Genomic DNA, 12,317 nt, shown 5'->3' on the forward strand with positions numbered 1-12,317 from the left:
TAAACGTCACAAAGCTAATCTCTATCGTCAGGCTTTTTACAACCGCGCCGGGATAGATACAATTAATCTTACGTTCATACGGTCTGACATCGATTAATTCAGCAGGTTTATCTTTGATAAATAAAAGGACTTTCCTCATTTTTCATTCACATTAATCAACAGATACCTGAGTGGAATGTAATTATTACATCACTCTGGCTGGCATCTTAATTCCAGGAATAATCTTAGAGTACATAACACTCATCAAAGCGTCGTGCTTTCCGGATTTATTTTATCCCTCCCTTACAGCCGTAAAAAACAAAACATCCTATGGGGATCAGGCGGCATTAAAAAATAGTCTAACGTCATGGGACCATCGATTAAAGGTAGACATACTTAATGAATTATTGCACCGACAAATTATTTCATTATCAACTATGTCGCTTGAATCACATTGCACCGCTTCGGTTAGCACGTTAATTTAACATTTGCGTAGCATTTAATTATCATGCATAAAAAAACCGGGTATCACACCCGGTTCTTCTATCTTGCTAAATGCGCGTTACTCGCTCAGGCCTCGGTTTTTCAGCATCGGTTCAATCTGCGGATCATGACCGCGCCACTGGCGATAAAGTTCAGCTAAATCAGTACTATTACCACGCGACAAAATCGCATCACGGAATCTTTGCCCGTTTTCACGGGATAAGCCGCCCTGCTCCACAAACCACTGGAAGCCATCGTCAGCCAGCATTTGCGTCCACAGATAGGCGTAATAACCCGCTGCGTAACCACCGCCGAAGATATGGGCGAAGTAGCTGCTGCGATAACGGGGCGGTACCGCTGCGATATCAAGCCCTTCGCGGCGAATCGCCTGTGCTTCAAAGACATCGACATCGCTGACCTGAGTCACGCCATCCAGACTGTGCCAGTTCATGTCCAACAAGGCCGCACTCAGCAACTCCGTCATGTCATAGCCTTTATTGAACTGGGTACTGCGCAACATTTTATTGCGTAGCGCTTCCGGCATTGGCTCACCAGTTTGATAATGGCGCGCATAACGCGTGAACACGTCAGGATGGCTGGCCCAGTGCTCGTTAATCTGTGACGGAAACTCAACAAAATCACGCGGCGTATTGGTCCCCGACAGGCTGGCGTAGCGCTGGCGGGCGAACAAACCATGTAGCGTATGACCAAACTCGTGAAACAGGGTGATGACATCATCCCACGATAAGAGCGCCGTCTGCCCGGCGGCCGGTTTCTGGTAATTGCAGACATTGTAAATAACCGGTTTGGTGGAAAGCAGCGTCGATTGCTCGATGAAATTCCCCATCCATGCGCCGCCACTCTTTGAATCACGGGCAAAGAAATCGCCATAAAACAGCGCCAGCCCTTCATCATTCTGGTCGAATATTTCCCAGACTCGCACGTCCGGATGATAAACAGGAATATCAGTACGTTCTACAAAACGAATGCCAAAGAGTTGACTCGCTGCATAGAACACCCCTTCGCTCAGCACCGTGTTGAGCGCAAAATAAGGGGCGACCTGTGATTCGTCGAGGTCGTATTTCGCGCGTCGGACCTGTTCGGCATACCACGGCCAGTCCCAGGCCTGAGCGGTGAAGCCCCCCTGCTGGTCATCAATGACCTGCTGAATATCGGCCTGTTCACGTTCAGCGCGGGCACGTGCCGCCGGGGCAATACCGCGCATAAAATCAAACGCGGCCTGTGGATTGCCTGCCATCTGGTCGGCCATTTTCCAACTGGCGTAATCCGGGAAACCAAGCAATGACGCCTGTTGCGCCCGTAATTGCGCCAGACGCAATACGATAGCGCGCGTGTCATTGGCATCCCCGCGCGAAGTCCGTGACCAACTGGCAGTAAACAGATTTTCGCGCGTCTGACGGTCCCGCAGCGCGGCCAGCGCCGGTTGCTGTGTGGTGTTTAATAGCGAAAGTAGCCAGCGATCGGTCAGCCCTTTTTCTCGCGCCGCATCGGCTGCGGCGGCGATAGCGTCATCGCTCAATCCGTCGAGTTGATGGAGATAATCCACCACCAGACCACCGGCTTTGTCTGCCGCTAGCAGGCGCTGATTAAACTGGCTGGTGAGCGTCGCCGCCTCGGTATTTAATGCTCTCAATACCGCTTTATCGTCAGCGGAAAGCGTCGCACCAGCCAGTATAAAGCGCTGATACATCACCTCGACCAGCCGTAAAGATTCATTATCCAGACCGGCTGATTCCCGATTGCGCCAGACGGACTCAACGCGCGCAAACAGGGCGTCGTTGAGATAAATATCATTCGCCAGTTGCGCCAGTTCAGCGGAAAACGCTTCGTCAAGTTGCTGTAAAAAATCATTGGTATGCGCGGAGGTCATCGCGAAAAAGACGCTGGTCACTCGCGTCAACAGCTCACCGCTGCACTCCAGCGGCAACAGGGTATTATCAAACGTGGCGGGAGTCGGGTTTTGCGCAATGGCGGACACCTCGGCGCGTTTTTCCTCAACCCCACGGTCGAATGCGGGGCGATAGTGATCCTGATGGATAAGATCGAAGCGCGGTGCCTGATACGGCAGCGTGCTGACATCGAAGAAAGGATTCGTTACCGACATAATTTACTCCTGAATGCGGTTAGTTACCCCAGACCAGACATCCATGGTATTGGCTGTGATGATCTATCAGTAGCACAAAGTGAAGATTTTTTGCCAGGCTTAACTTAGGTTACCGCCACCGAGCGGTGCGTGCTATGGTAATACACCACAAAAAGCGTTGAGGAACAGCAAGATGATAATTTTGGTTACCGGGGCAACAGCGGGTTTTGGTGAGAGTATCACACGTCGTTTTATTGAAAATGGACACAAAGTCATTGCAACAGGCCGCCGTCAGGAGCGTCTGCAAGAGCTGAAAGATGAACTGGGCGACAATCTGTTTACGGCGCAAGTTGATGTGCGTAACCGCGCAGCCATTGAAGAGATGCTGGCGAATTTGCCTGCTGAATGGAAAGAGATTGACGTGCTGGTGAATAACGCCGGGTTAGCCCTGGGACTCGAGCCTGCGCATAAAGCCAATGTGGATGACTGGGAAACCATGATCGACACCAACAACAAAGGCCTGGTGTATATGACCCGGGCCGTGCTGCCGGGTATGGTGGAGCGCAATCGCGGTCATATCATCAACATCGGTTCGACCGCAGGGAGCTGGCCGTATGCTGGTGGTAACGTCTATGGCGCCACCAAAGCGTTTGTGCGTCAGTTCAGTCTGAACCTGCGCACCGACCTTAACGGCACCGCCGTTCGCGTAACCAATATCGAGCCGGGCCTGGTGGGCGGTACGGAGTTTTCGAATGTGCGTTTTAAAGGCGATGACGCGAAAGCCGAAAAAACCTATGAAAATACCAACGCCCTGACACCGGAAGATGTGACCGAGGCGGTCTGGTGGGTGGCTACGCTGCCAAAACACGTCAATATCAATACTCTGGAGATGATGCCAGTAAGCCAGACCTATGCGGGTCTGAGCGTACATCGCGCAGGCTAATTTTCCCGCCCCGGCCTGCGGGCCGGGTATGGGAACGGCGTCTATTTAATGGTATGGTAGCTGGGTTAACCTCTTAAAAAGTAAGTGCGAATGATCGTTGAAACCCAGCTCAACCCGACGCAACCCGTCAACCAGCAAATTTACCGTATTCTCCGTCGGGATATTGTTCATTGCCTGATTCCGCCGGGAACCCCGCTTTCTGAAAAAGAAGTGTCGATCCGTTTTGACGTTTCACGCCAGCCCGTACGTGAAGCCTTTATCAAGCTGGCGGAAAACGGTCTGATTCAAATCCGCCCCCAGCGCGGTAGCTATGTGAATAAAATCTCTCTGGCTCAGGTTCGCAACGGCTGCTTCGTACGCCAGGCCATTGAGTGTGCGGTCGCTCGTCGTGCCGCCGGGATGATGACGGACAGCTATTGTTATCAGCTTGAGCAGAATCTCAATCAGCAACGCACTGCCATTGAGCGCAAGCAGTTGAATGATTTTTTCCAGTTGGATGATGAGTTTCACCAGAAACTCGCGCAGATTGCCGACTGCCAGCTTGCCTGGGATACCATTGAAAACCTCAAAGCGACCATGGACCGTGTGCGCTATATGAGCCTTGACCACGTATCGCCTCCGGAAATGCTGCTGCGCCAGCATCAGGATATTTTTGATGCGCTGGAAAAAAGAGATGCCGATGCGGTAGATCAAGCGATGACCCACCATCTGCAGGAAATCAGCGGTTCTGTGAAACTCATCAGCCAGGAAAATCGCGACTGGTTTAGCGAAGAGTAACTTCCCTCCTCCTGTTTTGTTTTTAAAACGTCGTGCTGTTTTTGCGCACTAAAAAGTGTGACGTTGATCAAAAACAAAAAATCATCTTAGCAAAAGCGTTTTCATAAGGCGTCCGTGACGGGGACGCCTTATGCCCCGGCATGTTTTGCGGATGATAAAAGGAGAAACCACCATGATGACTTATGATCGTAACCGTAATGCAATCACCACCGGCAGCCGCGTCATGATTAATGGCACAGGTCGTACCGGGAAAATTATCGCTATCCATGCCAATGGAATGACGCCAGCTCAGTTGCGTCGTAGCAAAACGGTAGAAGTGGAAGGTTGTGAAGGCCAGTTTGAACCTGTTGAACTGATTCGCCTTGGCCTGCACTAATGGTGTGATGCCGCCTGAGGGCGGCATTTAGATCAGAATTTCGCCGCGTACTGTGCAACCGTGGCTTTCGCGCCGTTCGCCAGCAATGCCTGATAGGCGCGCGTTACCTGTTCAACAAAGATCACATCTTTCGGCAGCTCAGTGCCAAAAATCGCCTCAATACCCAGCAATGCGTTAACGCGTGCTTCCCCTTCTGCACTGCCTGCTACAGCCTGCTGAATCACAGCCAGCAGCGGATCGCTCACTTCAATCGCATTGCCCTGCTCATCAACACCGCCCACATAGCGCATCCAGCCTGCAATCCCCAGCGCCAGCAGATCAAAGGCATGCTGATGGACACGGTGCCAGCGCACGGAATCCAGCATACGTTGAGGCAGTTTCTGGCTGCCATCCATCGCAATCTGCCAGGTACGGTGACGCAGCGCCGGGTTGCTGTAACGCACAATCAGCAAGTCCGCGTAATGCGCCAGATCGACCCCTTTCACTTTCAGCGTCGGTGCCTGCTCCTGCAACATCAGGGCATGGGCAGCGCGACGATAGTTGTCGTCTTCCATGCACTCATTGATGTGCTGGTAACCGGCCAGATAGCCCAGATAGGCGAGGAAAGAGTGACTGCCGTTGAGCATGCGCAGTTTCATCTCTTCAAAGGGCACCACATCAGCGACGAGTTCGGCCCCGGCTTTTTCCCATTCCGGGCGACCTGCCACAAAGTTATCTTCGATAACCCACTGACGGAACGGTTCACAGGCCACACCCGCCGGGTCGCGCACACCGGTCAGTTGTTCAATTTTATCCAGCGTATCCGCCGTCACGGCGGGAACAATACGGTCAACCATTGTTGACGGGAAGGTCACGTTCGCGTCAATCCAGTCGGCCAAATCTGCATTAACCGCACGGGCATAGGCGCAAATAACGTTACGTGTGACATGGCCGTTTTCCGGCATGTTGTCGCAGGACATCACAGTGAAGGCCGCCAGCCCTTTAGCTTTACGACGCGCCAGCGCTTCAACAATCACCCCGGCGGCAGATTTCGGCTGCTGCGGATTTTGTAAATCGGCGGCAATAAACGGGTGATCGAGCATCAATTGCCCGGTAGCCGGAGAGTGGCAATAACCTTTTTCTGTAATCGTCAGTGACACAATCGCCACCTGCGGTTCGCACATCGCCGCAAGAACCGCTTCCAGACCATCAACCCCGGCATGCAGCGCACGTTTGGCGACACCGACAACACGCGCAGTCCATGCATCAGCAGACATTTCCGCCACGGTATAGAGATTATCCTGCGCTTTCAGATCAGCAATTTGTTGTTCGCCGCCAATCAGATTGACCTCACAGTAGCCCCAGTCGCTACCATGCTCTGTTGCCAGAATGTCAGCATAGACAGATTGATGTGCGCGATGGAACGCACCGAATCCCAGATGCACAATGCGCGGGACAAGACGTTGACGGTCGTATGCCGGAACAACGGCATTCGCCTTTAACAGCTGATTTTCCATGGTTTTACTCATTTGATAGTTAAAAATCGCTTCATTGCGGTGAGTGACATCATCATGCTGTAAACCATCTCATTTGATTGGTATGACATCTTTGATTCAAGTCAACTACCATACAAGAAGGATGAGGTTTTGTAATTTGTTTTACTGAATTCATCCCCCCTCTCAGAGAGGGGGCGAGAAAAGAGCCGTAAGTCTGGTTTTATTATCAGTGTTGTCCCCACTGTTGGTATTCCCCCTGGCGTCGGCGCGGCGCGGTTTCAGGCATCAGCGCCAGGCCAATCACCGAAATCACACCTAATACGATGACATACGCCGCCATACCGTAATAATGCCCACCGGTCATCTGCAGAATTTTCACCGCCACCAGCCCCAGAACACCGCTACCAATCAGCGAACCGACCTGCCAGATCAGAGCGATACCGCTGCAACGGATATGCGTCGGGAATAATTCCGGGAAAAACGATGCCTGGGGTGCGTAACACATGCTGTGGCCAAAGGTAATCACCATGACCATCGCTATCTGCGTCAGCCAGTAACTGTCCTGATTGATGGCGAGGAAGAACGGAATAATGGCAAGCACCTGCAATAAAGCCCCGGCGATATAAACCGGTTTACGGCCAATTTTGTCGCTTAATGCTCCCATCGCCGGGATGGCAATAATTTCCAACAGTACGGCGACGATCATGGCATCCATCAGGATATTAGCGCTTAAGTTATTCGCTTTACCGTAGGCCAGCACAATCACGGTAAACATAGCGAAGGTACAAGCTTCGATTAATTTCGCGCACACCCCTTTCACCACAATCCCCGGATAATGACGGATAACCTCGACAACCGGGCGGGATTCAACCGCTTTAGTTTCGCGAATTTTGGCAAACACCGGCGACTCGTCAATACGTAGGCGAATAAACAGGCCAACGATGACCAACAGTGCGCTCAGTAGAAAGGGAATACGCCAGCCGTAATCCATCATCGCCTCTGGCGGGAGAACGCCGTTGAGTAAGGCAAAGAGGGCCATTGGCAACAGGAAGCCAGCCGGCGCACCAATTTGCACCCAGCTCGCAAAGAAGCCCCTGCGAGCCGGAACAGAGTATTCAGCGGTCATTAATACCGCCCCCGCCTGCTCACCTCCAACGCCAAAACCTTGTAAGACGCGGATCAGAATGAGTAATACCGGCGCCCAGATACCGATTTTTTCATAGGTTGGTAATAAGCCGATGCAGAACGTTCCCAGCCCGACGATTAAAATTGTGATAACCAGTGCTTTTTTACGCCCGACTTTATCGCCGATATGACCAAAAACAATGCCGCCTAACGGACGGGCTAAAAAGCCCACCGCATAAGTGGCAAATGCGGCCAGGGTACTGATAAGTGGATCGGTACTGGGGAAAAAAAGGTGACCAAAAAACAGAACAGCGGCCGTACCGTAAGCGAAGAAATCATAATATTCCGCCGCAGTACCGATGGCCGACGCGGTGGCGACACGTTTGATAACAGGTGTGTTATCTGTTGCGTTTTTGATATCCACTGAACTTACCATAATTTTATTCCCGAGTAAGAAGCTTGTTATTTGGGCAACATCCTTATCAACGTGTTAACTACCAGTTCCACAACGTGCCATCTTCCAGCCGGGCGACCGGCAGACACGCTGGATCGTAGGGGTATTTTGCCGCCAGTTTTTCGTCAAACTCGATGCCAAGGCCTGGTTTGTCGCCTGGATGCATATAGCCATTATCAAAGCGCCAGCTATATGGGAAAACTTCGAGCATTTGCTCTGAATATCCCATGTACTCCTGGACACCGAAATTCGGTACCCACAGGTCAAAATGCAGCGCCGCAGCATGGCAGATCGGCGAGAGATCGGACGGGCCGTGCGAACCGGTACGGACCTGGTAGAGTGAAGCGAAATCAGCGATACGGCGCATACCCGTTATTCCACCCGCATGGGTTATGGTGGTACGGATATAATCGATAAGCTGCTCTTCAATAAGCTGCTTGCAGTCCCAGATGCTGTTAAACACCTCACCCACCGCAATCGGCGTGACGGTATGCTGGCGAATCAGACGGAAGCACGCCTGGTTTTCAGCCGGCGTCGGGTCTTCCATCCAGAACATGCGGAACGCTTCAATGCTTTTACCAAAGCGCGCGGCCTCAATTGGCGTCAGACGGTGATGCATGTCATGCAGCAGGTGTTCGTGGAAACCGAATTTGCTGCGCACGGCGTCGAACAGTTTGGGGGTAAAATCGAGGTATTTCTCGGTGGACCACAGTTGCTCTTCCGGCCACACCCCTTTGGTTGCCGGTTCGTAGGCGAGCCCTTTACCTTTCGCCATGCCGTAGGTGGTTTTCATTCCCGGTACGCCGCACTGCACGCGAATCGCTTTAAAGCCCATCTCTTTGTGCCGCGCGTAATCTTCCAGCACATCATCAATGGTGTGACCCGTTGTGTGGCAATAGACCATCACCCCATCGCGGGAAGCGCCGCCCAACAACTGATACAACGGCATGTTGGCGGCTTTAGCCTTGATGTCCCACAGCGCCATGTCTATAGCGGATATCGCCGACATCGTGACCGGGCCACGGCGCCAGTACGCGCCTTTATAGAAAAACTGCCAGATATCTTCAATGCGGTGTGCATCGCGCCCGATTAACTGTGGGCAAAGATGGTCTTGCAGATATGAGGCCACGGAGAGTTCGCGACCATTGAGGGTGGCATCGCCGAGTCCAACAATGCCTTCATCGGTGGTGATTTTTAGTGTAACGAAGTTACGCCCCGGACAGGTGACAAAAACCTCGGCCCCAACAATCTTCATTTTTCATTCCTTACACCTTCACTGTGATGCAATAAACTTATCTTTACGCATACTACCATACAAGTATAAAAGACAAGAAACCGATCCGTGATCACAAAAAAAGCGCCTGGATTTTACGCGCACCAAACGACACAAGGCCGCGCCAGCTCTCACTGGTACGGCCCTGGTAACCCTTAAGCCCGGTACATGTCTCTTAACGACATGACGTTTTGCCTGTCGCCGCCTAAGCGGCAACTATGACTACCGGGCAGGCGCACATTAATTCGCCTGATGAATAGAACTGACCACCCGGTTCCGCCCCTTCACTTCGGCAGCATCTTCCAGAATGCTAAGATCGCGGTCTTTGACTTCTGGCATCAGAATCGCCGACACCAGGCCAATCAGTGAATAGACAATGACCATCGCCAGAATCGGCAGCCAGGAACCGGTCATGTTGCAGAAGATCCCCGCCAGAACCGGGCCAAAGCCTACGGCCACCAGACCACCCGCCTCTTTGGATATCGCCATCCGGGTAAAGCGATTACGCGAACCGAAGATTTCAGCCATGGTGATATTTTCCAGTGCGAACAGCCCCAGTACGGCAAAGTTATGGATAACAATCAACGCCGTCATGATAACGCCCGGACTGTAGCTCTTATCCACGACAATCGACAGCATCGGGTACGCCAGAATGATCGCCGAGATATTCAACAGAATGTAAGGCAAACGGCGACCAAATTTGTCCGACAGCCAGCCCAGCAACGGAATGGTGACAAAACCAATGATGGAGCTGATCATCAATGCATCCGTAGGGATAGATTTATTGAACATCAGCGTCTGCACCAGATACCCGGCAAGGAAAGTTTGAATCAGACCCGAGTTACCAGCCTGGCCGAAACGTAAGCCGGTCGCCAGCCAAAACGATTTGCTCGTAAACATCGCCCCCAGCGAACTTTCTGATGACTTACTCTGTGCAGGTGCGTGTTCGCCTTCGTTAACTTTCTCAAACACCGGGCTTTCTTTGAGGTTCATTCGCAGCCAGATAGCAAAGATCATGACCACAACACTCGCCAGGAACGGAATACGCCATCCCCATGCCAGCAGTTCTTCTCTGTCGAGAGCAAAGAACATCACTGCCCAGATAGCCGTTGCGCTCAGCGTACCGCAGTTAGTCCCCATCGCCACCAGCGAAGAGATAATGCCCCGCTTCCCTTTTGGCGCATATTCCGCCAGCATGGTCCCCGCCCCGGAAATTTCCGCACCGGCACCAAGGCCCTGAATAATACGTAACGTCACCAGCAACACCGGGGCAAATATACCAATTTGCGCATAGGTTGGCAGTACGCCAATTAATGTCGTGCAGATCCCCATCATGGTGATGGTAATAAACAGCACTTTTTTGCGACCAATACTGTCGCCCATTTTGCCGAAAATAAACGCACCGACAATACGTGCGATATAGCCTGCACCGTATGTCCCCATCGCAAGAATAAGCGCCATCGCTGCGGATTGTTCAGGGAAGAATATTTCATGAAAAACCAGTGCTGCGCCTAATGAATAGAGCTGGAAATCCATAAATTCCAGCGCGGTGCCCAGCCAGCCGGATACTGCCGCTCTTACCAGGTCTTTTGTGCTTCGCTCATGTGTTGTTTCTGTCATAATGGCTATCTCTAAGAGGTAGATGCGTATACGCCTAATCCTTCAGGCTGCCTCTTTAATTGGCTGCACTCATTTATCCCAGTTACATACAACGCTTATACGTCTGAGATGTCATTTATTTGCCGCCTTGATGCAACATGAATGATTTTGCGTAGATAAAAATGTCTTTATTGTTCATCGGAAAAAGTCAGTAATACCTTGCAGCACTTACGCTGGTCCTTCTCAAATAGTTCTATTGCGTCGATAACGTGCTGATAATCAAAAGCATGGGTAATCAGTTTATCCGGGTCGATTAATCCTTTTTGTAACCACTCGATAACTGTGGGGAATTTATTCGCGTTCAGGCGAGAAGAAAAAATAGAGAGCTCTTTACCCGTAATACCCTGCTGAATAATCTGGCAAGGATCGCTGGAGAAGCCCATCAGAACAATACGCGCCGCCGGTGAAGCCAGGCCAATCGCCTCCGGCAGAATTGACGGGTGGCAGGCAGCGTCAACAATCAGCGTGGGTTTAAACCCCTTCTCCGCTAAAAAGTCTTGCAGGGATTGTTGCCCGTTATTAATGACCCAGTCGGCACCGCAGTTTTTTGCCATGGCAAGACGTTCATCGATACGGTCGGCCACAATAATTTGCTTCACGTTATAAACGCCTTTCAGCGCCTGAACGGTTGTTAACCCCATTGGACCTGCACCGTAAATTAGCGCAACGTCATTTTCTCTGGGGGCGGCCTGGCCGGTGACATTCGCAGCGATGGTGAAGGGCTCAATCATCACGGCATGTTTATCGGAGATGACATCCGGAATAGTGAACGCATTCTTAGCCGGTACTGTCGCATATTGGCTAAACCCACCGTCGCGATGCACACCTAATACGACCAGTGAAGTACAAACATTCGGTTTACCAATTGAACAGGGATAACACTCACCGCAACTAATAACCGGATCAACCGAAACACGCTCACCAATACGTTTTTTATCAACCCCATCACCCACCGCGTCGATAATGCCGAAGAACTCATGACCAATAACGCGCGGGTATTTTGCAAAGGGATTATGGCCACGATAAATATGGCTGTCTGAACCACAAATTCCGGCGAGTTTCACTCTTACCCTGACTTCGCCTGCTGAGGGTACAGGCAATGGACGCTGTTCAATGACAAGGTTATTTGGCTCTCTGATAACCACACTTTTCATACGTAAATTCCTTACATCTTTTATTGCGTTTTTTATTGCGATGGAGGGAATTTACGCAACTGAACTACTACCATACAAGTATAACGATCAAAAAAGCTGCGAGCGATCACAAAAAACGGGCGCTTATGCGCGCCCCCACCCGGCAACGATAATCAGCATGCCGCAAAGTGAGATGGCGGCCCCCGTCCAGTCATACAGGCTGAGTTTCTCACCATTCACCACCCTCAGCCATAATAAAGCCGTGCAGACGTACACCCCGCCATAAGCGGCATAGACTCTCCCGCTGGCGGCAGGATGCAGGGTCAGCAGCCAGACAAAAAGCGCCAGCGCAAGCGCAGCCGGAAGCAGCAACAGCGGCGTAGCGCCCCGTTTCAGCCACAGCCACGGTAAAAAGCAGCCGACGATCTCACATATGGCGGTCAGGAAAAATAGCAGGGTTGTTTTGATCATCTCTCGCGTTTTCATTGTGTCGTGGTTGAACTATCTTAACGGATAACCCACTAATATGTGGACAC

At 51.5% G+C, this 12,317-nt stretch carries 10 protein-coding genes; 3 read left to right on the top strand and 7 right to left on the bottom strand.

The genetic code is table 11. The features are described from left to right. Positions 1 to 541 precede the first annotated feature (541 nt). Positions 542 to 2,587: a peptidyl-dipeptidase Dcp gene (gene dcp, locus IP582_RS13550; protein ID WP_193793482.1), complete on the bottom strand. Its 2,046-nt coding sequence runs from the start codon at positions 2,585 to 2,587 to the stop codon at positions 542 to 544. A 172-nt stretch (positions 2,588 to 2,759) separates the two neighbouring features. Between dcp and ydfG the strand changes: the two genes are divergently transcribed. From ydfG to ydfZ, 3 genes are all read left to right on the top strand, one after another. Then, positions 2,760 to 3,509: a bifunctional NADP-dependent 3-hydroxy acid dehydrogenase/3-hydroxypropionate dehydrogenase YdfG gene (gene ydfG, locus IP582_RS13555; protein ID WP_039078881.1), complete on the top strand. Its 750-nt coding sequence runs from the start codon at positions 2,760 to 2,762 to the stop codon at positions 3,507 to 3,509. 90 nt (positions 3,510 to 3,599) lie between these two features. Then, positions 3,600 to 4,286 (top strand): GntR family transcriptional regulator, encoded by a 687-nt coding sequence (locus tag IP582_RS13560; protein WP_039078880.1) that lies wholly within the window; start codon positions 3,600 to 3,602, stop codon positions 4,284 to 4,286. 172 nt (positions 4,287 to 4,458) lie between these two features. Then, entirely contained in the window at positions 4,459 to 4,662 is a 204-nt protein-coding gene (gene ydfZ, locus IP582_RS13565) for a putative selenium delivery protein YdfZ (RefSeq protein WP_039078879.1), read from the top strand. Positions 4,663 to 4,694: 32 nt separating this feature from the next. On the opposite strand, the gene IP582_RS13570 is transcribed toward ydfZ, so the two are convergent. From IP582_RS13570 to IP582_RS13595, 6 genes are all read right to left on the bottom strand, one after another. Beyond that, positions 4,695 to 6,158 (bottom strand): mannitol dehydrogenase family protein, encoded by a 1,464-nt coding sequence (locus IP582_RS13570; RefSeq protein WP_193793483.1) that lies wholly within the window; start codon positions 6,156 to 6,158, stop codon positions 4,695 to 4,697. A gap of 205 nt (positions 6,159 to 6,363) precedes the next feature. Continuing rightward, complete coding sequence (locus tag IP582_RS13575) at positions 6,364 to 7,698, bottom strand: MFS transporter (protein ID WP_193793484.1); 1,335 nt, start codon at positions 7,696 to 7,698, stop codon at positions 6,364 to 6,366. A gap of 58 nt (positions 7,699 to 7,756) precedes the next feature. Continuing rightward, on the bottom strand, positions 7,757 to 8,971 hold the full coding sequence (manD, locus tag IP582_RS13580; RefSeq protein ID WP_193793485.1) for a D-mannonate dehydratase ManD: 1,215 nt from the start codon (positions 8,969 to 8,971) through the stop codon (positions 7,757 to 7,759). A 258-nt stretch (positions 8,972 to 9,229) separates the two neighbouring features. Continuing rightward, the gene (locus tag IP582_RS13585; protein WP_193793486.1) at positions 9,230 to 10,609 is read right to left on the bottom strand and encodes an MFS transporter; all 1,380 of its coding nucleotides are present in this window, start codon (positions 10,607 to 10,609) and stop codon (positions 9,230 to 9,232) included. A gap of 167 nt (positions 10,610 to 10,776) precedes the next feature. Then, complete coding sequence (locus IP582_RS13590; RefSeq protein ID WP_193793487.1) at positions 10,777 to 11,802, bottom strand: Zn-dependent oxidoreductase; 1,026 nt, start codon at positions 11,800 to 11,802, stop codon at positions 10,777 to 10,779. Between the two features lie 123 nt (positions 11,803 to 11,925). After that, on the bottom strand, positions 11,926 to 12,252 hold the full coding sequence (locus IP582_RS13595; protein WP_193793488.1) for a YnfA family protein: 327 nt from the start codon (positions 12,250 to 12,252) through the stop codon (positions 11,926 to 11,928). Between the last annotated feature and the right edge of the window lie 65 nt (positions 12,253 to 12,317).

It is taken from the genome of Citrobacter sp. BDA59-3 (genome assembly GCF_015167655.1).
Taxonomy (GTDB): Bacteria; Pseudomonadota; Gammaproteobacteria; order Enterobacterales; family Enterobacteriaceae; genus Phytobacter; species Phytobacter diazotrophicus.